The organism is Nocardia sichangensis (assembly GCF_047200615.1).
GTDB classification, from domain to species: Bacteria; Actinomycetota; Actinomycetes; order Mycobacteriales; family Mycobacteriaceae; genus Nocardia; species Nocardia sichangensis.
Genome location: NZ_JBJZOK010000003.1, coordinates 395043 through 419158, shown reverse-complemented (window position 1 = coordinate 419158; position 24116 = coordinate 395043). Strand labels below are relative to the sequence as shown.

Genomic DNA, 24116 nt, shown 5'->3' with positions numbered 1-24116 from the left:
GCTCCGCATTCGACCGATCGACGCCGCTGGTCAAGCGGCTTTCGAGTTCCACCAGCTTCACGATGTGGCACCGCCGATGAACCACAGTTCCACCTTCGCTCCCACTGATCGCTCGCGGACGGGACATCGTTACCGCCCCGACGACGAGTCCTTCGCCCCGGCGAGCTACGCCGAGCCATCGTTCGACCCGCACTACGCCGGGTACGAGGCTCCGCAGGGCGAGTACGACTTGCAGGCCGCCGGCGCCGGATACGGCTTCGAGACCGAGTCGCCCGTCCACGACGGGGGCTACGACCAGCCGGTCCACGCGAACGCGGCCTCCGACAACTCCTGGGCCACGAACAACGCCTGGCCGCAACAAGATTGGGCCCAGCAAGAGGCCTGGTCCGATGGTGCGGCATGGAACTCCGGCGAGGCGTGGAACTCCGGCCAGGCGTGGAACTCCGGCGAGGCGTGGGCCGAAGAGGAGACCTGGGCGCCCGACGAGCGAGCCTGGGTGTCCGACACCGGCTGCTGGGCTCCCGAGGAGTCCTGGGCGACCGAGACCGCCGAGCCCGAACCCGAGTCCGACGAGGAGCCGGGCGCACGTGCTCTTCCGACCGTCATCCCGGGGCGCCGTGCCACGAACAAGCGCGGTGGCGCGCACCGGGTGGCCGCGCCGCCCGCCGCGCTCAAGGGACGCGCCGCGGTGGCGGCCGTCGCCGCTGGCGCTGTCGTAGCGGCCGGACAGGCCGCGTTCGCCTCGCCCGACCAGCCCTCGCAGGCGGTCGACTACGAAGCCGCCGGACAGATCCACGAGATCGCCGCGCAGTCGATGAACGTTGCCGACCCGACGGCGGCGCCGGACTCACCGCAGGTGCTGAGCGTCTCCGCGCCGGCCAACCTCGATCAGTTCAACGACATCCTGCAAAAGGGCCAGAAGTACGCCGAGGACCTCGCCGCCCAGGAGGCCTCGAAGCTTCGGCCGCTGTTCACCAGGTTCGCCGCGGGCACTTTCACCTCCGGCTTCGGCGCCCGCTGGGGCGTGCAACACCTCGGCATCGACATCGCGGGCCCGATCGGCACCCCGATCTACGCCGTCGCCGACGCCACCGTGATCGAGGCCGGTCCCGCGTCGGGCTTCGGCATGTGGGTCCGCCTGCTGCACGACGACGGCACCGTCACCATCTACGGCCACATCGACACCGCCACGGTGTCGGCGGGCCAGCGTGTGCTCGCCGGTGACCAGATCGCCACGATCGGCAACCGCGGGTTCTCCACCGGCCCGCATTGCCACTTCGAGGTCTGGTTGAACGGCACCGACAAGGTCGACCCGCTGCCCTGGCTGGCCACCCGTGGCATCAGCCTCGGCCCGCAGCGCGACTGAGCGACGCCTTGACGCGTGCCTGACGCGCCTTCCCAGTCGGCTGGCCGCAACCCGGCGGACCATGGATCGCACAAGCCAGAGATGGATGTACGCTCCTCCGCTGTGTTCGCGCACGATGAATGCGGGTGCGAAACCGGTTACAGCGCATAGCTTCCGGCCAGCCCGTGCTCGCCCATCGCAGCGGGCTGCTCACCATGAACGCGGGCGTGCGGCCCGGCTTCGGGTGCGAAACTTCGGCCCGTGCGCGGTCGCCTCATCCGCTCGGTAATTGCAAGTCGCGAATCCGTAATGGCCCGGCGCGACCCCCTCTAGCGCGAGACTTCGCCCGCGCAGCCTGGCCAGCGCATTCTCGTTGAGTCGAGGTGTGTCGCGGTACATGACGATGCACACGATTCCCCCGCGGCAGACATCGGGTTAGCGTCGAGCCCATGGCACGACGTACAACGACGTACACACAATTCATCGCGTTGCCTGCTGAACGGATCTGGGAGGTACTCGCCGATCCGCCGCGATGGCCGGAATGGAACCCGGGGATCGCGTCGGTGCGGCTCGACAGTCCGATCGCAGTAGGCAGTACGGGAAGCTATGTGCCGCAGGGGCAGGCGCACCGCGCTTTGCACGGGCGCGCCGTGCTGCCGTTCATCGTCGCCGCTGTCCGGCCGGAACGGGAGCTGCGGATCGAGCAACCCGAACCGCTCGGGCGGATGCGGCTGACCTGGACGCTGACGCCGCGCGACGGCGGCACCGAAATCACCCAGCGGTTGACCTTCCTCGGCGCGTCGGCCGGTATGGCCCGGCTGCTCGACGCCGCCTTCCTGGAAACCGATGTGCGGGTGTGTTTCGCCCGCTTGGCCCGCTCAGCCGGACTCGAGCCCGCCGCCGACGCGCTCACGGCGGTCATCCCGGGCGGCACCGGCGGGCTGGGCAGGCATGTCGCCGCCGACCTCACCTGTCGTGGGCATCGCGCCGTCATACTCACCCGCCGTCGCGATCCCCAGCTGCCGTTCGATCAAGCGGAGTGGGACGGCAAGTCGGTCGGCGAATGGGTTGCGGCACTCCGTAATCCAGGACGGACCGCGATCGTCAACCTCGCCGGGAAGCTGGTCGACTGCCGACCGACGCCGGAGAACATCGCCGAATTACGGGCCAGCCGAGTGGATTCCACCCGCGCTCTGGTTGCCGGCGCCGCGACGCTGGAAGCGCCGATCGACTACTGGGTGCAGGCGAGCACTACCGCGATCTGGTCCGATGCGGGCGAAACCCATTGCAGCGAAAGCACTCCCCTGCCGATCGGGCTGCCGCAGATGACCGGCGTCGCCGAACCGTGGGAGCGCGCCTTCGACTCCGCCCGCGCGGCGCACTGGACGATTCTGCGCACCTCGATCGTGCTCGACCCACAAGCGCCCGCCCTGAAACGTCTCACTCAACTCACCAGAGCCGGGCTCGGCGGTCGAGTCGGGCCCGGCCAACAATGGTTCAGCTGGATCCACATCGAGGACTGGCTCGCGATCGTTCGCGCCGCACTCGGCCTCGATCCGGCGCTCGAACTGCCGAACGGAATCCTGGTAGCCGCCACCGATACACCGGTTCGCAACCGCGAGCTGATGCGCGTCCTCCGCAAGCGCCTGCACCGGCCGCCCGCGCCGCCGACCCCGGAATTCGTGCTGAAGCTAGGCGCGCTCCTCCTGCGCTCCGATCCGGCCCTCGGTCTGACCGGCCGTCACGCCACGTCGGAGGTACTGAAGAAGGCAGGTTTCACCTTCCGCTACCCCACCCTCGACAAGGCGTTGGCAGACCTGCTGCCGCATTGACACCGCGAAACGGACCGGTCATGCGGCCTCTCCGGCAGGATGGTCCACGCCAGGGAAGTACGGACCGTATCGCTCACGTCTACGCAGCGTCGGAGCCCCCGGACTGCCCGCCTACGATGCGCCCCGGGGAGCCCACTTGGACCGGACAGCGGAAACGAACGCAGCCGCTCCGCCCCAGCCTGGATCGATGACGATTTCGTATTCAGTGCTGTCGAACGCGTCCAACCGAACCACAGTGGTGTGGTTCTCAGCGGTCGCGACAATCCGGCCATCGATCATCTGATCGACACCGTCCGCGAACTGTCGGATTCCATCCCAATCGAATGCCACTGCACCGGCGGACACCATCTCGTGGAACTGTGCCCAGGCGGGACGAGTAATTCCGGTGGACAATCGACCGAACGTCCCGTCGAACTCCTCGACCACCCACCGCCAGTTGTTCGGCGGGAACAACTCGAGCAAATCGCGCAGGGGGACCATTGTGCGCTGGGAGGTCCACATGGGAATCGTTTCGCTGATCATCGGGCGTCCTCGACGGTACAAAGCGGGCTACGTCGCGAAGGCTACGACCATACGAGCAAGCCGTCACCCGATTTACTGGCGCGGCAGTTCTGGGTGCCGCACCCAGTCCGGCATGCCGACGTGCACCGAACCCATCCGGGCGGAGTTCACGGCCACTGGTCTGGGCTGGAGAGCGTTGAGCAACGGGCCGCTAGCAACGTACTGTGCGCTGTCACGTTGCCTTGCTGGCGAGCAATTCCGGAGCGACCTTTCACATAACCTTTGCGATGTCGGCGCGGCGGCACCGGGCTCACAGTGCGGGGGTGCCGGTGGGGGCTGTGTCCTCGAATAGTTCGGGGGCCGTGCGGCGAATCTTGCACAAGGCAGCGGTGGTACGCGCGGAATCGACGGCGTGCAACGCGGGTAAGGCGGAGCGCCACATGTCGACGGCATCGGTGTGCTTGCCGCGTTTCCAGTGCAGCAACCCGGTTTCGGCAGCGCTGAGCGCCCACACGCGGGCATGAGTCTCGCGATCCCAGATGCCGGTGGCGAGTTCGCAATAACGTTCAGCATTGGCGAGGTCACCCAGAGCAAGGAACGTCTTTGCGACCTGGTCCACGACCGTGCCCTTGTTCGGGCACCACATCGACACCCAGCGGGGTTGTTCGCTGGTCAGGTCAGGAGTTACGTGTGGTTCAGCGGTCCGCAGGGCAGCCAGTGCTCCGCCGTGGTCGCCGGTTTCGGCGTGACAGCGGGCGACAGCGATAGTGAGCAACGCCGTCGCATCCGGTCCGAGTTGGCCGCCGTCCCGAGTTACGGCCGCTTCGGCGAGTGCGGGACTGAAGTGAGGCTGGCCGATATCGGTTCCTTGCATGGCGAGGATGCGCAGCACCCATGCGTCTTGGCCGGGCATCTGGCTTTCCTCCGCCAGCCGCAACGCCGACAGGAAATACCGCTGCGCGATACCGTCTTCGCCGGCGTCGTGCGCTTTGAAACCGGCCAGGTAGGCAAGTTCGGCGGCGGCGCTGAAGGCGGCGGAACGGACCGTCGAATCAGCGAACCGCGAGCGCAGCAGCGACGCGACGTCGGTGCTCAGGAACTCGGCGACGGCGGTTCGGCCGATGCCGCCGCCCTTGACTTCGTCCATGCGCAGGAAGGCATCCGTGATCCCCTGGACGGCACGGACTTCCGGCATGCCTACGTGCGCGGATTCGTCGATGCGCATCAACCGGGCCACATCGGACTGTGACACCAGCGCGGTCGCGGACAGCGCGGCGCTGTAGACGGATGTGCGCAGGAACGACCGCCGGTCGACGTCCGCTCGGCCCAACATACTGACCAGTGTGACAGGGTCGCATGTCATTTCGCCGCATGCGCGCAGGTAGGCGGCGACCACATCAGCCGAGGGGGCGCGCGTTCCGGTCTCCACATGACCCAGGTAGCTGCGCGAGAACGGTATGCGGGCAGCCAGTTCGGCCAGTGAGAGCCCCGCCGCCTGCCTGGCTGCTCGCAGACGTTCCCCGATGTCAGGAGCAAATCCCCCGTCCGTCCCCATGCGTGGATCGTATGCGGATCAGTAGACGCGCTGTAGCCGTTTTCCCAGTCGAGAGCGAAGTTTTTCGCGCGACGCTGGCAGCCGCACCCACCCGGCGGGCGCGTCCCTCCGTTCCGAGCGGACGCATCGCGAGCTGTGAGCGGCTCTGCGGTGACCATCACCCCGCCGGGTGGCGTGCGTCCACATGACGAGCGAGAACAGCAGGGGTGAACGCGATGGGGTTCGACTGGTGGCGAGACGGCGAGCAAGACGACATGTCGGCGCAAGCGATCATCGATCGCGTAGCCGCCGAGTGGCGCGCCGCACGCGAACGCGAACGGATCAGCGCCGAGCGGCCCGACGCCGGGCTGTGGCCTACCGGTTGGCCGCACGAAGCTCCCGAAACGCCGTTGAGCGTTCCGGAAGCGCATCAGACCATGCAACGGCACAGGGCATGCCGAGCCGATCAATGCCCGCGTAAGGCAGCGGCCCGGCAGACGCTCATCGAGGCCGGGCAGATGAAGCCGGACACCTCGCGAGAGCCGCGCTGACACGATCTCGAGGCGGGTCGTGCCGAGCTGTCGGGCTGGCGAATTTCGGCTGACTGGTGCGCGCTCCGCTCATCCCACGAGGAGCGCGGTATGGACGGAATGCCCGGACCACGGCGACGACAAGCGAAGTCCCTGGCTGAGCTATGGCGGCGGAAATCGACGCACCTGCTCCGTCGATGATCGGCGTTGCCTACGGCGCCGCCGTGATCGCGAGGGCGACCAACGCGACGACCTTGACGACCTCCAGGCCGATGTACCAATAGTGCGCGTGGGAGCGCGGCAGTTCCTCGCCCGCCAGCACGCGATCGGAGCGGCGTGAGAGCGGCGGGCGCACCACCACGATTTGAACGCCCAGCACTGCCGCGGCGACGCCCAGCCACGCCCACGTCGCCGCGCCGGGGCCGACGATCACTGCGGCGAGCACCAGAAGCACCGCGAGCACGGCCTCCACGGTGTTCAGCGCGCGGAACACGAGGCGGCCGATGCCGAGCCCCAGCGCCAGTGTGACCCCCGGGGCGCGAAATTTCAGCGGCGCCTCCAGGAACGAGATGGCCAGCACCATGCCGAGCCAGAGCATGGGCAGGAACCACAGGAGATGCTGTGCGATCGTATCCACGTCGCGGACGCTACCGGCGCGACACCGGCAAGGGCAGGGTCGAAAGGCCTACGCGGCTCATAGCTTGACCAACGTCCGGCTGTACTGCGGGATCAACCGGATCTTGCCCGCGGTGCCGAAGTCGATGGTCACCGTGGCCAGTGGGCCGAAGCCCTCCGCCGCGATCACGCGGCCGAGACCGTACTTGTCGTCGCTGACCCGATCGCCCACGGCGAGGACCAAATTCGTGTTGTTGCGGGTCGCGCCGCCGGGAGCGGGCCTGCGCGGACCGCGATCACGCAAGCCTGGACGCGGCTCCGCCCAGCCGTCGCCGCGGGTCCAGTCCCGCTCCAGCCCGTCGTCGTCCCCGCCACGCCGCCGCAGACCCCTCGTCGCGGGTGAACCGGCGGGCTCGAGCCGACGCCAATCGATGAGATGACCCGGAATTTCCTGCAGAAAACGCGATTCCGGGTTCGACACCGGCTGGCCCCAGCCGGAACGCACCACCGCCCGCGTCAGATACAGCCGCCGCCGGGCCCTGGTGATGCCGACGTAGGCGAGGCGGCGTTCCTCGGCCAGCTCGGTCGGATCACCGAGTGCGCGCATGTGCGGGAACTGCCCGTCTTCCCAACCCGTCACGAACACCACCGGGAATTCCAGCCCCTTGGCGGTGTGCAGCGTCATCATCGTGACCACCCCGGAGCCCTCGTCCGGAATCTGGTCGGTATCGGCCACCAGCGAGACCCGCTCGAGGAACGCGGCGAGCGAACCGGGATCCGGCTCGCCTTCGCCCACCTCGGGCAACAGCCCCTCCTGCCGGGCGGCCTCCGCGTTGTTGTGCGCCTCGGAGCTGAACTCGCGCGCGACGCTGACCAACTCGTTGAGGTTGTCCAGCCGGGCGCCGTCCTGCGGGTCGTCGGACGCCTCCAGCTCGGCGCGATAACCGGTGCGCTCGAGCACCGCGTCGACGACGTTGCCCAGGTCGGGGAAGTCGGACTCCGCTTGTTCGCCCGCGGCCCTGATGTCGTCGAGCAATTCCAGGAAGCCGGCGATGGCGCGCTGAGCGCGCGTGTTCAGCAGCGCCACTTTGCCTTCGGCGGCGTCGCGCAGGGCGGCGGCGAAACCGATCCCGCGTTGTTCGGCATGGACAGCCACGCAGGCTTCGGCTCGGTCACCGATGCCGCGGCGGGGCGTATTGAGGATGCGGCGCATGCTCACCGCGTCCTCCGGGTTCTCCAGCACGCGCAGGTAGGCGACCACGTCACGCACCTCTTTGCGCTCGTAGAAGCGGACACCGCCGACCACCTTGTAGGGCAGGCCCATCCGGATGAAGATCTCTTCCAGCGCGCGAGAGTTGTTGTTGGTGCGGTAGAACACCGCGACGTCGCCGTAGTTGGCCTCGCCCTGGTCGACCAGCCGGTCGATCTCGCGGGCGACGAAGGACGCCTCGTCGTGCTCGTTGTCGGCGACGTAACCGGTGATCAGGTCGCCTTCGCCGGAATCGGTCCACAGCTTCTTCTCGCGCCGGTTCTCGTTGCGCGAGATCACCGCGTTGGCGGCGGAGAGGATGTGCTGGGTGGAGCGGTAGTTCTGCTCCAGCAGAATGGTTTCGGCGTCGGGGAAGTCGCGCTCGAACTCCTCGATATTGCGGATCGTCGCGCCGCGGAAGGCGTAGATGGACTGATCGGCGTCACCCACCACACACAGTTCGCTCGGCGGCACCCGGTCCTCGTCGCCGCCTTCCACGTGGTGGCCGACCAGCTCGCGGACCAAGACGTACTGGGCGTGGTTGGTGTCCTGGTACTCGTCCACCAGCACGTGCCGGAACCGGCGGCGGTAGTACTCGGCGACCTGCGGGTGGTGCTGCAGCAGCGCCACGGTCTCGCCGATCAGGTCGTCGAAGTCCAGCGCGTTCGCCGAGCGCAGCCTGCGCTGATATTCGGCGTAGACCTTGGCCACCAGGCCGGGCAGCTCCGTGTCGTCCGATTCCGCGTCGGCGGTGGCGCGGGCGGGGTCGATGAGTTCGTTCTTGAGGTTCGAGATCGCCGTCGCGAGCAGGCGCGCCGAGTACTTCTTGGCGTCGATGTCCAGGTCGCGGCTGATCATGGTGAGCAGGCGCCGGGAATCGTCCGCGTCGTAGATCGAGAAGTTCGAGTTCAGGCCGGGCAGCAGCGCCGCCTGGGTCCGCAGGATGCGGACGCAACTGGAGTGGAACGTCGACACCCACATGGCGTTCGCCCGCGGGCCGACCAGCCCGGTCACCCGCTCCCGCATCTCCGCGGCGGCTTTGTTGGTGAATGTGATGGCCAGCACCTGGCCCGGCGTGACACCGCGGGCGGCCAGCAGGTAGGCGATGCGGCGGGTGAGCACGGCCGTCTTGCCCGAGCCCGCGCCCGCCACGATGAGCAGCGGGGATCCGGTGTGCACCACCGCCGCGCGCTGCTGTGGATTGAGGCTGTCGAGCAGGCGCTCGGCCTCCTCGGCGCGCCGCTGTTCCCGCTCGACGCGCCGCCGTTCGCGCTCGGCGTCCGTTGGCGGCGCCTCGGGAACGGAGGCAGGCTGCCGCCCCTCCGCCGCGTTACCGCCGGCGAGCTGCGGTTTCGATGTCGGATCCGGGTGCACGACCCGACCGCCCTGCGTCTTGGGAGCCACCGTGATGTCCATCGTCCATCCACGCTACCGGCGGGCACCGACAGAGATGAAGCCCCGGGTGACATCGGTATCGGTTCGGCGCCGGTCGACTGAACGGCGGGTGAACTCCCCCTGGTGGGAAGGGCGGGCGAAACGACCTGCGTTTCTCGCGACATTGCCAAACGTATACGTTTTGCATACCCCCCTACCCGTGGCACACTGGCGACATGCTCAGCGCTTTCGCAAGACATCCGATTCGGCTGCCAGCCGAACGCCGGGATCGCGGAGCCTGTACCTGAGCACGCCTTCTGGGGGGACAATACAAGGCCCCACCAGGTCTGTTTCACGGTGAAAGAACTGATCGGTAACGAGCCTTCGGCACCCGCCGATCCATGTTCTGACACGAGGAGATGAATGATGAGCACCCCTGCCACGACGACCGGGTCCGAATCCGCGCTGCCGCAGACCGAGGCCGAGATCGACAAGCTCCGCAAGGAGATCGACCGTCTCGACGCGGAGATCCTGGCCGCGATCAAGCGCCGGACGGAGATCTCCCGGATCATCGGCCGGACGCGCATGGCGTCAGGCGGGCCGCGCCTCGTGCACAGTCGCGAGATGAAGGTGCTGGAGCGCTTCAGCGAGCTCGGCCAAGAGGGCCACACCCTCGCCATGCTGCTGCTTCGCCTCGGCCGCGGTCGTCTCGGCCACTGATCTGACCCCCAACGCGGCGCTCGCGAGACCGTCGCTTTCGAATAGACCGCCCCGGGCTATGCCACCCGGGGCGGTCACTTCATGTCCGCCCCCAGAGGAGCGCGGAAGGTTTTCAGACCGTCGGCTTGGTGGAAGGCGTCCACCGACGCTATCCGGGTTCGGCGGCCGGTCCATCACCTGAGGTGGAATCGTTCAGCGCCCGCAGGTCGGCCCTCAGCTCTGCTTCGAGCGGTTCGGCATGCGAGCGCATAACGGGATGCACATGGCGAAGATGCTCGAGGTCTTGACTCGTCCGTTCGATCGCGGCCGCTCGTTCTGCGGGGCTGCCCTCCGCCGCGATCGTGCGATTGGTCAGGACACGCCAATCCACTCCGGATTGGTCCAGCGCCTGTCGCAACGCCGGACTGGGTGACTGGTGCAACCCGATGAAATCTATGTCCGCGGTTGTGAGATCGAACATCTGGGCTTCGATGAAATGGCTGGCGCGAAAATCTGCTCCGAGATAGTCGCGGCCGATAGGAGCGAGATCGCGCACTCCGACGCCATAGGAATATTCCGACGGGTTGTCCAGGGGGGAGGGTATCGCCCGTTCCCTTTCCACCAGCGAGTCACCGAACGTGATGGTCGTTCGTGACCGGACCTCCGGCTTCAGGTAGATCTGATTGTCGCCGTAGTTCAGCTCCGACAACCCATCGATCATGCCGTCTTGGGAAGGACGCACTCCGTCCACGGCAACGTAGCCGTAGACGGGCGGGTTGTCGTGGACGTGCGGGCCGAACCACTCTTCTTCGGCATGAGCGCGAACGCCCACGGGGTTGCGGCTGCCCCTGATTCGCCCTTCCTCGAGGAGTGCCACGAGTTTGTCGTCGCGGACGCGGATGGCGAGCGGTTTCCCGTCGAGCGCGTCCTTCAGTTCACGCCGCATCTGCTCGCGTAGGTCGGCGCTGTCCCGGCCGAGAGAAGCCGCTGTTTCCTCGATTCTCCGGTCGATGATGGCGTATTGCTCCAGCCGGGACAGCCGACGGTTGGCTATGAAGTCATACAGGTCCTCGTCGGTCGGTCCGTTCTCGCCGAAACGTCGATTCAGTTCGGCCTCGAGTCTCTGTCCGGCCCGGCTCAGCGACGCTCGGTCCGGCGGCGGGGGGCACAGATCCCGCCCGGGACCGGCATCGCCACCTGCCGCACGTCGGATCGCGAGCGCACCGTCGGCGTCACCGTGCGTGTGCACATCGACGACTTCCCGGGAAGCGCGGGCCGCGCCTGTTTTCATGTCCGCGAGGCCCTCGGCTTCCCTCTTGGTCAGCCGTTTCAGATCGTCCACGGCCCGCAAGAAGGCTCTGACGATGCCGTTGCTCAATCAGGCGTCACCGGCACCCGCACCTTCTCACAATCAGCCCCTTCGCCTCCTCGGACCCCAGGTAGAGGCTAGTGTCGATGATCGCCGAAGTCGTCCCCCGGAAAGCATGGGCGGCTGGGCGGTCGGCGCCGACAGGCCGGATTCGACCCTCAGGTGCGCGATCGATCGCCTTCAGTGGCGCGGAATCCGCGGCACTCGCTCACGTGAGCGCGATGTATTTGGTGGAGAGGTATTCCTCGATGCCCTCGGTGCCGCCCTCCCGGCCGAAGCCGGACTCCTTGACGCCGCCGAAGGGGGCGGCGGGGTCGGAGATGACGCCGCGGTTGACGCCCACCATGCCGGATTCCAAACCCTCGGCGATCCGCAGCGCGCGATCGAGGTCGCGGGTGTAGACGTAGCTGACCAGCCCGAATTCGGTGTCGTTGGCGGCGGCGAGCCCCTCTTCCTCGGTGTCGAAGCCGACGATCGGCGCGACCGGGCCGAAGACCTCCTCGCGCAGGATCCTGGCTTGCGGCGGGACGTCGCGCAGCACGGTGGCCGGGTAGTACCAGCCGGGGCCGTCGGGCGCCTTGCCGCCGATCAGCACCTGTGCGCCCTTCGCGACGGCGTCGTCGACCAATTCGCCGACCGTGCGCAGTTGCTCCTCGTTGATCAGCGGGCCCAGCGTCGTGTCCGGGTCGGCGCCCGGCCCGAGCCGCACACTGCTGGATATCGCCTCGACCAGCTTGGTGGTGAACTCCTCGAGCACGCTGTTGTGCACGTGGAAGCGATTGGCGGCGGTGCACGCCTCGCCGCCGTTGCGCAGTTTCGCCAACATCGCGCCCTGCACCGCGGCATCGACGTCGGCGTCGGCGAACACCACGAACGGCGCGTTCCCGCCGAGTTCCATCGAGGTGCGCAGCAACCGGTTCGCGGATTTCTCCACCAGCTTCTTGCCCACCTCGGTGGAGCCGGTGAAGGTGAGTTTGCGCAGCCGGGCGTCGTCGATCAACGGTTGGGTCACCGCGCCGGAGTGGCTGGAGGTGAGCACCGAAAGCACGCCGTCGGGCAGTCCCGCCTCGCTGCACAGCTTGCCGAGCAGCAGCATGGTCAGCGGCGTCGCCGAGGCGGGCTTGACGATCATCGTGCAGCCCGCCGCCAGCGCGGGGCCGATCTTGCGCGTCCCCATCGCGAGCGGGAAATTCCAGGGCGTGATCGCCAGACATGGGCCGACCGGCTGCTTGTGCACCATGATCCGGCCGGTGCCCGAAGGCGCGTGCAGATAGCGCCCGTGCACGCGGGCGGCCTCCTCGCTGAACCAGCGGAAGAATTCGGCGCCGTAGCGCACCTCGTTGCGGCTCTCCGGCAGCGCCTTGCCCATTTCCAGGGTCATCAGCAGGGCGAACTCCTCCGCGCTGGCGGTGATCCGCTCGAACACCGCGCGCAGGACCTCCCCGCGCTCCCTGGCGGGCGTGGCCGCCCACTCGTCCTGCACCGCGACGGCCGCGTCGAGTGCGCGCAGCGCGTCCTCCGGCGTCGCGTCCGCGACGTTCGCCAGCACCTCCCCGGTCGCCGGATTGTGCACCGGGAAGGTACCCGCACCGGTGGCGTCGACGGCCCGCCCTCCGATCCACAACTGCGTCGGCACGGATTCGAGAAGTTCACGTTCGGACACCATGCGGCCAGCCTATGCCGCGAGACCTCATCCTGGAACGGACGCGGACCCCGGATCGGACCCACGTCCACCGCATGGGCTCGCGCGTTGCGCCCTCGTGTGCACGGTCGGGGTAAGTCCGGTGTGGCAACGGGTGTCCACCTTCGACGCCGATTCGACCGACTCTCCGCGCCCGCAGCCGTGCGCGCGGCGGTGCCTGCTTGTAGTCTCGGCGAACGTGAGCAGCGACATCACCGCGACGGCGGCATGGCGGAAACTGCACGATCACCACGGCACCGTCGCGGGACGACACCTGAGGGAGTTCTTCGCCGACGACCCGGCCCGGGGCAGCGAGCTGACCGTCCAGGTGGCGGACCTGCGCATCGACTACAGCAAGCACCGCGTGAACCGCGAAACCCTGCATCTGCTGGTGGAATTGGCGCGCGAGGCGGGCGTGCCCGATCGTCGCGACGCGATGTTCCGTGGCGAGCACATCAACACCTCCGAGGACCGCGCGGTCGGCCACGTCGCGCTGCGGTTGCCCGAAGGCGAGACCATGGTCATCGACGGCGTCGACGCGGGCGCCGAGGTGCACGAGGTGCTGCGGCGGATGGGCGAGTTCACCGACGCGCTGCGCTCCGGCGCGTGGCGGGGAGCGACCGGCGAGCGCATCACGACGGTGGTCAACATCGGCATCGGCGGATCGGATCTGGGTCCGGTCATGGTGCACCAGGCGCTGCGGCACTACGAGGACGCGGGCATCGGCGCCAGGTTCGTCTCCAACGTCGATCCCGCCGACCTGGTCGCGAAGCTGGCCGGGCTCGACCCGGCCACCACCCTGTTCATCGTCGCGTCCAAGACCTTCTCCACCCTGGAGACGCTCACCAACGCGACCGCGGCCCGGCGCTGGCTGGTCGCCGCGCTCGGTGAGGACGCCGTGGCCAAGCACTTCGTCGCGGTGTCCACCAATGCCGAGCGGGTCGCGAGGTTCGGCATCGACACCGCGAACATGTTCGGTTTCTGGGACTGGGTCGGCGGCCGCTACTCGGTGGACTCCGCGATCGGCCTGTCGGTGATGGCGACCGTCGGCAAGGAGCGCTTCGCGGAGTTCCTCGCCGGTATGCACGCGGTGGATCGGCACTTCGCCGAGGCGCCGCTGGAGGCGAACGCTCCGGTGCTGCTCGGCCTGCTCGGTGTCTGGTACTCGAATTTCTTCGGGGCGGAATCGCATGCGGTGCTGCCGTACTCGAACGATCTGGCCCGCTTTCCCGCCTACCTCCAGCAGTTGACCATGGAGTCGAACGGGAAGTCGGTCCGCGCCGACGGCACCCCGGTCTCCACCTCCACCGGCGAGATCTTCTGGGGCGAGTCGGGCACCAACGGCCAGCACGCCTTCTACCAATTGCTGCACCAGGGCACCCGCCTCATTCCGGCGGATTTCATCGGATTCGCCCAGCCCACCGACGATCTGGCGACCAGCGACGGCACCGGCAGCATGCACGACATCCTGATGAGCAATCTGTTCGCGCAGACCAAAGTGCTCGCCTTCGGGAAGACCGCGGAGGAGATCGCCGCCGAGGGCACCGATCCGGCGATCGTGCCGCACAAGGTGATGCCGGGCAACCGTCCCTCCACCACCATCCTCGCGCCGCGACTCACCCCGTCGGTCGTCGGTCAGCTGATCGCGCTCTACGAGCATCAGGTGTTCGTGGAGGGCACGATCTGGGGCATCGACAGTTTCGACCAGTGGGGTGTCGAACTCGGCAAACAGCAGGCGCTCGCCTTGGCGCCGCTGCTCACGTCGGCGGAAGAGCCCGAACCGCAGGACGACTCGTCGACTGATTCGCTCATTCGCTGGTACCGCGCCAACCGCTGATCGCGTGCGACGCTCGGCGCTAGTTGCCGCCGCCCGTGGGACGGTTGCGTTGCGCCTCGTCCAACTGCTGGATGATGTGTGAGGTCGATATCGCGATCAGGATGCCGATGACGCCCAGGTCGAAGGCGACCTGCACCATGGTGGCCACCTTGGCGGCGGTCCCGACCGCGTGCACGTCGCCGTAGCCGATCGTGCCCAGCGTGACCATCGTGTAGTAGAGCGCGTCGGTCCGCGTGTGCAGGCCCTCGAACTGGCCGGGTGCGCGCGATTCCAGCACGTAGTAGTACAGGGCGAAGAACGTGACTACGACGCAGACCACGAGCAGCACGTCGTTGATGCGCCCGACGGTCGCGCGCGGATCCATGATGTACCGCCGGATGCGCCACCGGGCCAGCCAGATCAAGCCCGCGACGCCGACGACGAACGCGAGCAGCGCCGACACGCCGGACAACCGGCCCAGATGCAAAGCCTTCAGCGGCAGGAAGTAGTAGAACAGCAGAGCGCACACCACGGCCAGCAGGTTGTGCAAGGCACGCGACAACCTGCCGACTGCGCGATTCTCCGTCATTCCTCCATCATCGGCCCAGGTGGAGCGCAAGAGACGCCGCACGCGCCGGACGATGCGCGTTGCGATCCCAGGGATGCGTCGGCTACAAGATGCTCGGATCGACTGCTGATGCCCGGGGCGGACCGGCCACCGCATAGCCTCCCGCATGCCAGCGCAGCAAGAGGTCGGCGCGCTCGCGGGTGGTCGCGACCAGGTCAGCGTTGCGCAAGTCGCTGTGGTGCACTTTGTCGTGTGCCGCCGCGGGGGTGCGGCCACCGCGAATGTGCCGGTCCAGCAGGCGATTCTCGATCACGTCGCGCGCGGCGTCCAGGTACCAGCACTCGTCCAGCAATGGGTGAACCGCGGACCACCGCCGCGTCCCGAAGTCATCGAGCAGTAGGTAGTTGCCCTCGGTGAGGACGATGGACTGCCGGTCGAACACCACGCCACCGGGAACCGGGGCATCAATGGACCGGTCGAAGGTGGGCCACGGCACCGGCTCGCCTACCGGCGTGGTGCGCAGGCGGCGCAGCTCCGAAACGTAACCGTCGACATCGAAAGTGTCCGGCTCACCCTTGCGCGCAGAGCTTCCTGCCGCCCGCAGGACGTCGTTGGACAGGTGGAACCCGTCCATGGGCGCGATTTCGGCGACCGCTCCGCCCGCCTCGGTATTGATCGCGTCGCGCAACGCGATCGACAAGGCGGATTTGCCCGCGCCGGGCGGCCCCGTGATGCCGACCAGATACCTTCCCCGCCCGGCCCGATCCAGCACCCGCCGGACCAACCAGCTCAACGGTCTGTCGACGAACTGCCCTGCCACCGCCGCCACCCTACCGGCGGTCCACCGCTTCGGATCGCCACTTCCGCTGACCGGCGCTCGCGCCTCGCAAAGGTATCCACACTCGTCCACAGAGTGATGCCGCGCGCGCTTGCCCGGCTCCAGCTGGGCAAGGGGCGGATCACGCTCCAAGAGGGCGGGAGCGGACGCGTATGCGGCGCGGGCTTGTCGCCGTGTCCGTTCGTGGCGCTGCCCCCGTGGTTCCGGTCCACGAGAACAACGCGGCGATCAGCGAAGGCGCTGGCGTACCTGGGCGGACAAGTCGGCCGCTCGGTCGCGCAGCGCTTCGGCGAACACGCCGCGCGAATCGGCGGCTCCGCGGTCGCCACGATGCGCGATGACCGTGCGCCGAACCGCGGCGGGATGGTCGATGCGCAGCAGCGCGACGGTCGGCGGCAGCACGGGGACGGCGATGCCGGGGACCACCGTGATACCGAGTCCGGCCGCGACGAGACCGAGTTTGGCGAACCAATCACGCGCGACGAACGCGATGTCCGGCTCCCAGTCCGGGTCGCGCCAAGCACCGAGGAGGGTGGCGGACGGCTCCTGGCTGCCCGCGATCCATCGCTCATCGCGCAATACCTCGGGGGTCGCGCTGGTGGCGCCCGCGAGCGGATGCGTGGGCGGGACCGCGACCAGCAACGGATCGTCCACCAGGGGTTCGATCTCCACGCCGGAGGGCAAGGGGTCCGGCGCGGTCACCACGGCGAGGTCGAGGCGTCCGCGCGAGACGGCGGTGAGCAGTCTGGGACTGAGCCCCTCGCGCAGCGAGATCCGCACCTGCCGGTCACGGGTCGCGGAGATCGCCCCGGGCACCAAGGCGGCCATCGCGGTGGAGAACGCACCGACGCGCAGGCGGCCCGCCGGGCGCGCCGTGAGATGACGGATGTCGTGCCGGGCCTGCTCCAGTTCGCCGAGGATCACGTCCGCGTGCCGCAGCACGATCCGCCCCGCCTCGGTGGGCTGCACGCCGCGGGCGTGTCGCTCGAACAGCGCGCGGCCCGCCGCCCGCTCCATGAGCGCGATCTGCCTGGACACCGCGGACTGGGTGTAACCGAGGTTCTCCGCCGCCGTCGAGAAGGACCCGCAGGCGGCGGCTTCCCGCACCACGCGGAGACCGGAGACGGTGAACTCATCCATGCGCAACGCTCATACCACATATGCGAGACAGTCGCTTGTCGCATATCACGGACGGCCCTAGCGTCGTGGGCATGACCGCGATCGACAACAAGAGGCTGCTCACCGAGATCTTCGAGCAGATGTCCCTCGGCAACACCCGCGCACTCAGCGACGCCATGGCCGACGACTTCCGCTGGGTCTTCCCCGGCGACTGGTCCTGGAGCGGTACGTGGCAGCCGAAATCAGCTGTGCTGGAAGGACTCCTGCGTCCGCTGATGGCTCAGTTCGCCGAATACCGCTCCGCGGCAGAGACGATCGTCGCAGAGGACGACCGCGTCGTCGTGCAGGCCCGCGCCGAGGCTGTGACCACGCGCGGAGAGACCTACAACCAGACCTACTGCTTCATCTTCCGGGTCGCCGAAGGAAAACTGCGCGAGGTGGTCGAGTACTGCGACACCGCGTTGGTCGAACGCGTGCTGACCCGCCCCGCCTGAGAGGCAGGACTCAGCCTCGCCAACCCGCGATGAGCAGGTCTGTGAGCCGGCCCAAATAGTCCGGCTCGATCGGAATTCCCACGATCATCAGCCGCCAATAAAGCGGTCCGGCGAGCATGTCCAGCGCCAGATCGAGGTTCAGATCCACGGGCAGCTCGCCACGGGCGATAGCCCGCCGCAGCATATCGGCGGCCCGCTCGCGCCGCGTGTCCCGCGCACCGACCAGAAGCGACTGCGCCAGTGTCGGATTGCGCGATGCCTCCGCCAACAGATCGGGAATGACCCTGGCCGCCAACGGATGGGACAGCATGCCCGCCGCCAACTCCAGATAGGCCCGGACATCACCGCGCAGGGTGCCGGTGTCCGGAGTCTCGGCGGCCGCGACCGCCAGAGTCGAGGCGAGAGCGGCCACCATCTCCTCCTTCGATCGCCAACGCCGGTAGACCGTCGGCTTGCTGACGCCGGCCCGCCGCGCCACCGCCTCCATCGAGAGCCGGCCGTAGCCGACCTCCGCCAATTCGGCGAGCACCGCTTCGGTGATGGCCTCCGTCACCTGCGGTTGCATTACGGCGGCCCCGGCGGGACGGCGTCGTTCGGCTGTCATGCCCCCATCATGCCACGACGATACGGTTGCGTTTACACGTAGTTGTAATCTACGGTTTCAACGTCGATACGCCATCGTGTTGACGTAGTCGGATAGACGTAGGAGATTCCGGTGAAGTTCCTGTTCGATGACGAGTCCTTTGCCTTCGAGGCGCTGCGGACCGCCTGCTTCGCCGAGTTCGGCGGCGCCGATCTCGGCGAGGTGCTGGCTGTCGCACGCGCCGTTCCCGACGGTGACGAGGAGGCATGGTGCACACAGTGGACCGTCGCGGGAGACCGGGCGCGCGCGCTCGGAGGTAGACAGGCGCTGCTGCGCGCCTCGAACTACTACCGCACCGCCGAGTTCTTCCGCCGCGACGATCCGTTCGACGATCCCGTCGCGAAGGACCTGTTCGCACGGGCCCAGGACACCTTCGCCGAAGCCGCCCAACTCATGGACACGCCCGTTGAGGCAGTCGAGATCCCTTACCAGGACACCCATCTGCCCGGCCTGCTGTTCCTGGCCGACGACTCCGGCGCACCCCGGCCGACCATCATTCTCACCAGCGGCTTCGATTCCCCGGCCGAGGAGGCGTACTTCGCCCTCGCGGCCGCGGCACTGCCGCGCGGCTACAACGTCCTCGCCTACGACGGCCCCGGCCAGGGTGCCGCGTTGCGGCATCAGCGATTGTTCTTCCGCCCCGACTGGGAAGCGGTCCTCACCCCGGTCGTGGACTACGCGTTGACGCGGGCAGAAGTGGACGCCGAGCACGTCTACCTGTACGGCTACAGCCTGGGCGGCTTCCTGACCCCGCGGGCCGCCGCCTTCGAACACCGCGTCGCCGGGCTGATTCTCGACGGCGGCATCTACAGCTACTACGACGTGAACTTCGCGAGCATCCCGGCCGTCGCCGCCGAGTGGGTCATGGCAGGCCGCGATGACGTCGCGGATCCGGTCGCACATCTGATGATGGCCAACCACACCGGCACACGGTGGGCGCTGCGCAACGGCCCGTGGTCCTTCGGCACCGCCACCATTTCCGAATACCTGCGCCGCACAAGGGAATACACCCTCGACGGCCTCGCCGATCGCATCACGGCGCCCACCCTCATCTTCGCCCCGGACAACGACCACTTCTTCGCGGGCCAGCCCGAGCGCCTACACCGCGAATTGACCTGCCCCACAACGTTGGTTCCCCTGCATAGTGTCGATGGCGCCGGGGAGCACTGCGCCTATGGCGCCCGTTCCACCCTGCTCCACCACATGTTCACCTGGCTCGACGCCCTCTGAGATCTGCGGCGCGGGGTCTCCTGGGCCGATTCGGACACCTCGCCTCCGGGGACCGCTTCACCCGAACCGGTCCCCGGTTGCTCGGCAAGCTCAGACGAATGCCCGTTCGATGATCGCGCCGGTGTCGACGCCGGTGGGCAGCGTGCCGAACGCGATGCCCCAGTCGTCGCCGAGCCGGGTCGCGCAGAACGCGTCGGCGACGGCGGGATGACCGTGCCGGACCAGCTGCGCGCCTTGCAGCACCAGCGCCATGAGTTCGACGACGCGCCTCGCGCGGTACTCGATGTCGTTGAGATCCGACAACTCCTTGCCGACCCGGGCGATCGCGTCGTCCAGGCGCGGATTCTCGCCCTTGGCGAGCGACACTTCGTTGAAGTACGCCTCGACCGTCTCCGGCTGACGCCCCATGGCACGCAGCGCGTCCAGCGCGGCGACATTGCCCGACCCCTCCCAGATCGACATCAGCGGCGCCTCCCGGTACAGCCGTGGCATACCGGATTCCTCGGCATATCCGTTGCCGCCGAAGCATTCCAGCGCCTCGGCCGCATGCGCGGGCGCCCGCTTGCACACCCAGTACTTGGTGACCGCGAGCGCGATGCGCCGCAGTGCCGCCTCGGCCGGATCGCCGCCCGCCCGGTCGGTGGCCCCGGCCAGCCGCATCATGACGGTGGTCGCGGCGTCGGACTCGATCACCAGGTCGGCCAGCACGTTGCGCATGGCGGGCTGGTCGATCAGCTCGGCGCCGAATACTTTCCGGTGCCGCGCGTGGTGCACGGCGTACACCGCGCCCGCCCGCATACCGGTCGCGGAGCCGATCACGCAGTCCAGCCTGGTCATGTTCACCATCTCGATGATGGTCTTGACGCCCGCGCCCTCCGCGCCGACCAGCCAGCCCGAGGCGTTCTCGTACTCGATCTCCGAAGAGGCATTGGACTTGTTGCCCAGCTTGTCCTTCAGTCGCTGGATGCGGATCGGGTTGCGGGTGCCGTCCGGCAGCACCCGGGGCAGCAGGAAACAGGACAGGCCGCCGGGCGCCTGCGCCAGGGTGAGGAACATGTCCGACATCGGCGCGGAGGTGAACCACTTGTGGCCGACGATCCGGTAGGAGCCGTCCGGCTGCGGCGTCGCGGTGGTCGTGTTGGCGCGCACGTCCGAGCCGCCCTGCTTCTCGGTCATCGACATGCCCGCGATCAGCCCGGCCTTGGTGGACGGCTCACGCAACCCGAATTCGTAGACGCGGGAGCCGAGCAGCGGCTCGTATTTCGCCGCCAGTTCCCGGTTGTGCCGCAACGCGGGGACCACCGCGTAGGTCATCGAGATCGGGCACATGTGGCCCGCGTCGGCGGTGCCCCAGGTGTAGAACTTGGCCGCACGCGCCACGTGCGCGCCCGGCCGGTCGTCCAGCCACGGGGCGCCGTGCAGGCCGTGCTCGACGGCCACGCGCATCAGGTCGTGCCAGTGCGGATGGAACTCGACCTCGTCGATGCGGTGCCCGTAACGGTCGTGCGTGCGCAGCACCGGCGGGTATTCGTTGGCCAGCCTGCCCCACTCCTGCGCCTGCGCGCCGCCTGCGAGCGCGCCCAGTTCTCGCACTTCGGCTTCCGCCCAGCCCGCCCCTTCCCGGTGCAGGCCCTCGAGCAGCGCCGGATTTCGCGACACGTCGAACGGCACGATGTCGGGCACCTGGTTGAAGACTTCATGCGTCTGCATCTGACACTCCTGTTTCCAGCCGGGCGCCACCCGCGCCCGGGTCGTCGCGCACGCCGAGTGCGCGCATCGCGAAAGCGGTGAGTTCGGGGACGACGGATTCGCCGTGCGGCGCGTCGGCGAGCGGCCCGACCAGCACCTCGCCGATCGCGCCGACCAACGCGGCCGCGCTGATCCTCGGGTCCTGCGGCGGGATCTCGCCCCGCGCGATGCCCTCGGCCACCGCCGATTCGAAGGTCTCGGCGAACGCCCGCCGGAAGTGCAGGCGTTCACTGTCCACGGCCGCGTCGACCGGCTCGGCGAGCAGCACGTAGGCCAGGTTCGGGTTCTTCAGCGCGCGGCCCGCGAAGGTCTCCACGGCCGCGGTGACCCGCTCGACGGCCGTTCCGAGCGCGCCCGCCGCGGCCACGGCGGCGACCTCGCGGGCGACCACCTTCCGGAACACCGCCCGCACCAACGCGGACTTGCCGTCGAAGTTCTTGTAGACGGTGCCGGTGGCCAAGCCCGCCTCGGTCGCGACCGCCGCCATGGACAGCGCGGCGTAGCCGCCGCGCGAAAGCACCTTCGTCGCGGCCTGCACGATCAGCCCCGCCTGAGCGTCCAGGCGGGCCTGCACAGCGGGAGTTCTGCGGTAGGCCACCCAAGAAGTGAAGCACGAATTCATTTCTTCACACAAGGGTGCTTTTACGGCGTATGGTCGAGCGCGTGACGGTACTCATCGAACGCAACGGCCCCGTGACGACCGTGATCCTGCACCGGCCCGAAGCACGCAACGCCGTGGACGGGCCGACCGCCGCGGCGCTGGCCGACGCCTTCCGTGAGTTCGACGCCGACCCCGATGCGGCGGTCGCGGTGCTGTGGGGCGACGGCGGCACCTTCTGCGCGGGAGCCGACCTGAAGGCACTCGGTACCGAGCGCTCCAACCGGGCCGCCGAGGACGGTGACGGCCCGATGGGACCGACCAGGATGCGGCTGTCCAAGCCGGTGATCGCCGCGGTCTCCGGCTACGCGGTGGCGGGCGGGCTCGAGCTCGCGTTGTGGTGCGATCTGCGGGTCGCCGAACAGGACAGCACGTTCGGCGTCTTCTGCCGCCGCTGGGGCGTCCCGCTGATCGACGGCGGCACCGTCCGGCTGCCGCAGATCATCGGCGCGGGCCGCGCCATGGACCTGGTGCTCACCGGCCGCGCGGTCGACGCCGAGGAGGCGCTGCGAATCGGGCTGGTGAATCGCGTGGTGCCCACCGGTGAAGCCCGCCGCGCGGCGGAGGCGCTTGCCGCCGAACTGGCCGCGCTGCCACAGACCTGCCTGCGCTCGGACCGGATGTCGATGCTGGAGCAGGAGGGGATGACCGAGGAGTCCGCGCTGCGCAACGAATTCCGCCACGGGCTGACGGCGCTGGCCGGCGGCGCGCTGGACGGCGCGCAGCGCTTCGCGGCCGGCGCGGGCCGGCACGGCGCTCGCGCCTGAGCCCCATGGGCCGGCTGAGCGTCGTCGACGAGATCTTCCTGCGCGGCCACCGAGGGCTCGGCACGCCGATCGCCTTGCAGGGGCTGTGGCGGACAGCCGACCGGGTGGACCCCGCGCTGCTGGTGCGGGTGCACGAGGCGTTGCGGTCGGGCCCGTTGGGACGCAGAGTGGTTCGCCCGCGCGTGCCGGGAGCTCGCCGGGCCTGGCGGCCGAATGTCCGGGCGTATCCGATACGCCGCGCCGAGGGCGTCCTCCCGGTCGCGGACCTGCTCGGCTGGGCCGACGCGCAGGGCGCCGGGCTCGATCCGGAATACGGCCCTGGGTGGCGGCTTTCGACCGCGGCGCTGGATGACGGTGGTTCGGTCGTCTCCCTCACGTGCTCGCACGTGCTGGCCGACGGGCGCGCGCTGGTGCTCGCGGTGGACGACGCACTGGGCGGCGCTCGGGTACGTCCGGCGGATCTCTCCGCACGGGAATCGGATTGGGCCGACGCCCGCCGCCAGTGGTCGATCGTCCTGCGCGGTACCGCGGCGGCGCTACGGCACGGAGTTCCGCGGCAACCCGCCGCGCCGAGCCGGGACGAGCGGACGCGCAGAGCCGACAACGCGACGCACAGCGCGATCCTGCAATGCCCGGCTGCGGAGTGGGATCGCGTGGCCGCGCGCGACGGCGGCACGGCCAACAGCCTGTTCATCCACCTCGTCGCGACCGTGCTCCGGGACAGCGGTTTTCCCGGCGACACGATCGAGACCAGTCTGCCCGTCGACACACGCGACGAACCCCGCGTCGACAACGACCTCGCCATGACGCGCATCGCGATCACCCGCGCCGACACCCCGGCGACGATCCGCGCACTGGCTCGTTCCGCCTACGAGCACCGCATGTCCGCACCGGGCGGCATGCCCGAAGAACTCCTCCAGGTGATTCCGGACCGCTGGGCCTACGCACTGTCCAAAGGTGCGGGCGAACGGGACGTTCTGTGCTCCAATATCGGCACGCTCCCGGCCTCGTTGCTCGAACTCGGCCCACACCGCTGCACCGGCGTCGCCGCTCGCGCCATCCATCCCGGCCTCACCAGCTCTCGGCTGCCCCGCACCCGACTCTCGGGCTACCTCTGCCGTATCGGCGACGATTACGTGCTGAGCTTGGTCTCCCTCGACCCGGAGCGGATCGAGTCCGCCGGTGTGCTGCGCGAACTGGCGGTGCGCGCGGTGAATTCCGCGGGCTTGCACGCCTCCGCGTGGTGAATCCCGCGGACTGACGCGCCGAGCCACGGGTGCGCCCGCCGAGCGGCGGGCATATCCACGGGCGCGCAGCCGACTCACGGATTTTCGCGCGGCGAGGTCACCCGACACGCGCAAAATTTCGGCGAACAGCGGTGAGTTTTGTCGACCTGGTATGAAATCCGATAGTTTCGCTCGCCGGTCACGGCGAATCGCGCGAATGCCGACGACCGCGATCGGTCGGGTCGGCCGACTCGCCGTGTCGGCAGGATCACCGCCGTC

General features: G+C 68.6%; 21 protein-coding genes. 9 read left to right on the top strand and 12 right to left on the bottom strand.

The genetic code is table 11. From position 1 onward, the window contains the following. The first annotated feature begins 76 nt into the window (after positions 1–76). Positions 77–1366, top strand: coding sequence for a M23 family metallopeptidase (locus tag ACL03I_RS06330; RefSeq protein WP_412805355.1), 1290 nt, complete (start codon positions 77–79; stop codon positions 1364–1366). Between the two features lie 428 nt (positions 1367–1794). Further along, positions 1795–3177 (top strand): DUF1731 domain-containing protein, encoded by a 1383-nt coding sequence (locus ACL03I_RS06325; RefSeq protein WP_412805354.1) that lies wholly within the window; start codon positions 1795–1797, stop codon positions 3175–3177. A 111-nt stretch (positions 3178–3288) separates the two neighbouring features. Here ACL03I_RS06325 and ACL03I_RS06320 read toward each other — a convergent pair whose 3' ends face one another. Continuing rightward, positions 3289–3603: a hypothetical protein gene (locus tag ACL03I_RS06320; RefSeq protein ID WP_412805353.1), complete on the bottom strand. Its 315-nt coding sequence runs from the start codon at positions 3601–3603 to the stop codon at positions 3289–3291. Between the two features lie 385 nt (positions 3604–3988). After that, positions 3989–5233, bottom strand: a complete 1245-nt coding sequence (locus ACL03I_RS06315; protein ID WP_412805352.1) for a helix-turn-helix domain-containing protein — start codon at positions 5231–5233, stop codon at positions 3989–3991. A 215-nt stretch (positions 5234–5448) separates the two neighbouring features. Here ACL03I_RS06315 and ACL03I_RS06310 point away from each other — a divergent pair, with 215 nt between their 5' ends. Continuing rightward, positions 5449–5763 (top strand): hypothetical protein, encoded by a 315-nt coding sequence (locus ACL03I_RS06310; RefSeq protein ID WP_412805351.1) that lies wholly within the window; start codon positions 5449–5451, stop codon positions 5761–5763. 190 nt (positions 5764–5953) lie between these two features. Here ACL03I_RS06310 and ACL03I_RS06305 read toward each other — a convergent pair whose 3' ends face one another. Continuing rightward, positions 5954–6340 (bottom strand): hypothetical protein, encoded by a 387-nt coding sequence (locus ACL03I_RS06305; protein WP_412805371.1) that lies wholly within the window; start codon positions 6338–6340, stop codon positions 5954–5956. Positions 6341–6436: 96 nt separating this feature from the next. Continuing rightward, positions 6437–9022, bottom strand: coding sequence for a DNA helicase PcrA (gene pcrA, locus ACL03I_RS06300; RefSeq protein ID WP_412805350.1), 2586 nt, complete (start codon positions 9020–9022; stop codon positions 6437–6439). Positions 9023–9406: 384 nt separating this feature from the next. On the opposite strand from pcrA, the gene ACL03I_RS06295 reads away from it, so the two are divergent. Next, complete coding sequence (locus tag ACL03I_RS06295; RefSeq protein ID WP_062977356.1) at positions 9407–9700, top strand: chorismate mutase; 294 nt, start codon at positions 9407–9409, stop codon at positions 9698–9700. A 148-nt stretch (positions 9701–9848) separates the two neighbouring features. Here ACL03I_RS06295 and ACL03I_RS06290 read toward each other — a convergent pair whose 3' ends face one another. Next, positions 9849–11057 carry a hypothetical protein gene (locus ACL03I_RS06290; RefSeq protein ID WP_412805349.1) on the bottom strand — a complete coding sequence of 403 codons (1209 nt, stop codon included), beginning with the start codon at positions 11055–11057 and terminating at the stop codon, positions 9849–9851. Positions 11058–11256: 199 nt separating this feature from the next. Next, complete coding sequence (locus ACL03I_RS06285; RefSeq protein WP_364428749.1) at positions 11257–12714, bottom strand: NAD-dependent succinate-semialdehyde dehydrogenase; 1458 nt, start codon at positions 12712–12714, stop codon at positions 11257–11259. A gap of 214 nt (positions 12715–12928) precedes the next feature. Between ACL03I_RS06285 and pgi the strand changes: the two genes are divergently transcribed. After that, entirely contained in the window at positions 12929–14566 is a 1638-nt protein-coding gene (gene pgi, locus ACL03I_RS06280; protein ID WP_412805348.1) for a glucose-6-phosphate isomerase, read from the top strand. Positions 14567–14585: 19 nt separating this feature from the next. Here pgi and ACL03I_RS06275 read toward each other — a convergent pair whose 3' ends face one another. The 3 genes from ACL03I_RS06275 to ACL03I_RS06265 all read right to left on the bottom strand — a co-directional run bounded on the left by ACL03I_RS06275 (position 14586) and on the right by ACL03I_RS06265 (position 17091). Further along, a complete protein-coding gene (locus ACL03I_RS06275; protein ID WP_412805347.1) occupies positions 14586–15134 on the bottom strand; it encodes a potassium channel family protein in 549 nt (182 codons plus the stop codon). A gap of 82 nt (positions 15135–15216) precedes the next feature. After that, positions 15217–15933: a nucleoside/nucleotide kinase family protein gene (locus ACL03I_RS06270; RefSeq protein ID WP_412805346.1), complete on the bottom strand. Its 717-nt coding sequence runs from the start codon at positions 15931–15933 to the stop codon at positions 15217–15219. Between the two features lie 246 nt (positions 15934–16179). Next, positions 16180–17091: a LysR family transcriptional regulator gene (locus ACL03I_RS06265; RefSeq protein WP_412805345.1), complete on the bottom strand. Its 912-nt coding sequence runs from the start codon at positions 17089–17091 to the stop codon at positions 16180–16182. Positions 17092–17162: 71 nt separating this feature from the next. On the opposite strand from ACL03I_RS06265, the gene ACL03I_RS06260 reads away from it, so the two are divergent. Continuing rightward, entirely contained in the window at positions 17163–17564 is a 402-nt protein-coding gene (locus ACL03I_RS06260; RefSeq protein ID WP_355074675.1) for a nuclear transport factor 2 family protein, read from the top strand. Between the two features lie 10 nt (positions 17565–17574). Here the strand turns inward: ACL03I_RS06260 and ACL03I_RS06255 are convergent, their stop codons facing one another. Next, complete coding sequence (locus ACL03I_RS06255) at positions 17575–18168, bottom strand: TetR/AcrR family transcriptional regulator (RefSeq protein ID WP_412805344.1); 594 nt, start codon at positions 18166–18168, stop codon at positions 17575–17577. Between the two features lie 111 nt (positions 18169–18279). On the opposite strand from ACL03I_RS06255, the gene ACL03I_RS06250 reads away from it, so the two are divergent. Then, positions 18280–19437 carry an alpha/beta hydrolase family protein gene (locus ACL03I_RS06250; RefSeq protein ID WP_355074679.1) on the top strand — a complete coding sequence of 386 codons (1158 nt, stop codon included), beginning with the start codon at positions 18280–18282 and terminating at the stop codon, positions 19435–19437. Positions 19438–19527: 90 nt separating this feature from the next. Here ACL03I_RS06250 and ACL03I_RS06245 read toward each other — a convergent pair whose 3' ends face one another. Together ACL03I_RS06245 and ACL03I_RS06240 are read right to left on the bottom strand one after the other, a co-directional pair. Continuing rightward, positions 19528–21147 (bottom strand): acyl-CoA dehydrogenase family protein, encoded by a 1620-nt coding sequence (locus ACL03I_RS06245; protein ID WP_364428727.1) that lies wholly within the window; start codon positions 21145–21147, stop codon positions 19528–19530. Then, complete coding sequence (locus ACL03I_RS06240) at positions 21134–21784, bottom strand: TetR/AcrR family transcriptional regulator (RefSeq protein ID WP_356963809.1); 651 nt, start codon at positions 21782–21784, stop codon at positions 21134–21136. Before ACL03I_RS06240 ends, ACL03I_RS06245 begins: the two co-directional genes overlap by 14 nt. A 65-nt stretch (positions 21785–21849) precedes the next feature. On the opposite strand from ACL03I_RS06240, the gene ACL03I_RS06235 reads away from it, so the two are divergent. Together ACL03I_RS06235 and ACL03I_RS06230 are read left to right on the top strand one after the other, a co-directional pair. Further along, entirely contained in the window at positions 21850–22611 is a 762-nt protein-coding gene (locus ACL03I_RS06235) for a crotonase/enoyl-CoA hydratase family protein (protein WP_379250708.1), read from the top strand. 5 nt (positions 22612–22616) lie between these two features. After that, complete coding sequence (locus ACL03I_RS06230) at positions 22617–23858, top strand: hypothetical protein (protein ID WP_412805343.1); 1242 nt, start codon at positions 22617–22619, stop codon at positions 23856–23858. Positions 23859–24116: the final 258 nt, after the last annotated feature.

Coding starts and splice junctions, on each gene's coding strand:
- ACL03I_RS06255 (WP_412805344.1), bottom strand. CDS start 18,168: ATGACAGCCGAACGACGCCGTCCCGCCGGGGCCGCCGTAATGCAACCG.
- ACL03I_RS06230 (WP_412805343.1), top strand. CDS start 22,617: ATGGGCCGGCTGAGCGTCGTCGACGAGATCTTCCTGCGCGGCCACCGA.
- ACL03I_RS06245 (WP_364428727.1), bottom strand. CDS start 21,147: ATGCAGACGCATGAAGTCTTCAACCAGGTGCCCGACATCGTGCCGTTC.
- ACL03I_RS06265 (WP_412805345.1), bottom strand. CDS start 17,091: ATGGATGAGTTCACCGTCTCCGGTCTCCGCGTGGTGCGGGAAGCCGCC.
- ACL03I_RS06285 (WP_364428749.1), bottom strand. CDS start 12,714: ATGGTGTCCGAACGTGAACTTCTCGAATCCGTGCCGACGCAGTTGTGG.
- ACL03I_RS06275 (WP_412805347.1), bottom strand. CDS start 15,134: ATGACGGAGAATCGCGCAGTCGGCAGGTTGTCGCGTGCCTTGCACAAC.
- ACL03I_RS06295 (WP_062977356.1), top strand. CDS start 9,407: ATGAGCACCCCTGCCACGACGACCGGGTCCGAATCCGCGCTGCCGCAG.
- ACL03I_RS06305 (WP_412805371.1), bottom strand. CDS start 6,340: ATGCTCTGGCTCGGCATGGTGCTGGCCATCTCGTTCCTGGAGGCGCCG.
- ACL03I_RS06260 (WP_355074675.1), top strand. CDS start 17,163: ATGACCGCGATCGACAACAAGAGGCTGCTCACCGAGATCTTCGAGCAG.
- ACL03I_RS06330 (WP_412805355.1), top strand. CDS start 77: ATGAACCACAGTTCCACCTTCGCTCCCACTGATCGCTCGCGGACGGGA.
- pcrA (WP_412805350.1), bottom strand. CDS start 9,022: ATGGACATCACGGTGGCTCCCAAGACGCAGGGCGGTCGGGTCGTGCAC.
- ACL03I_RS06315 (WP_412805352.1), bottom strand. CDS start 5,233: ATGGGGACGGACGGGGGATTTGCTCCTGACATCGGGGAACGTCTGCGA.
- ACL03I_RS06310 (WP_412805351.1), top strand. CDS start 5,449: ATGGGGTTCGACTGGTGGCGAGACGGCGAGCAAGACGACATGTCGGCG.
- ACL03I_RS06325 (WP_412805354.1), top strand. CDS start 1,795: ATGGCACGACGTACAACGACGTACACACAATTCATCGCGTTGCCTGCT.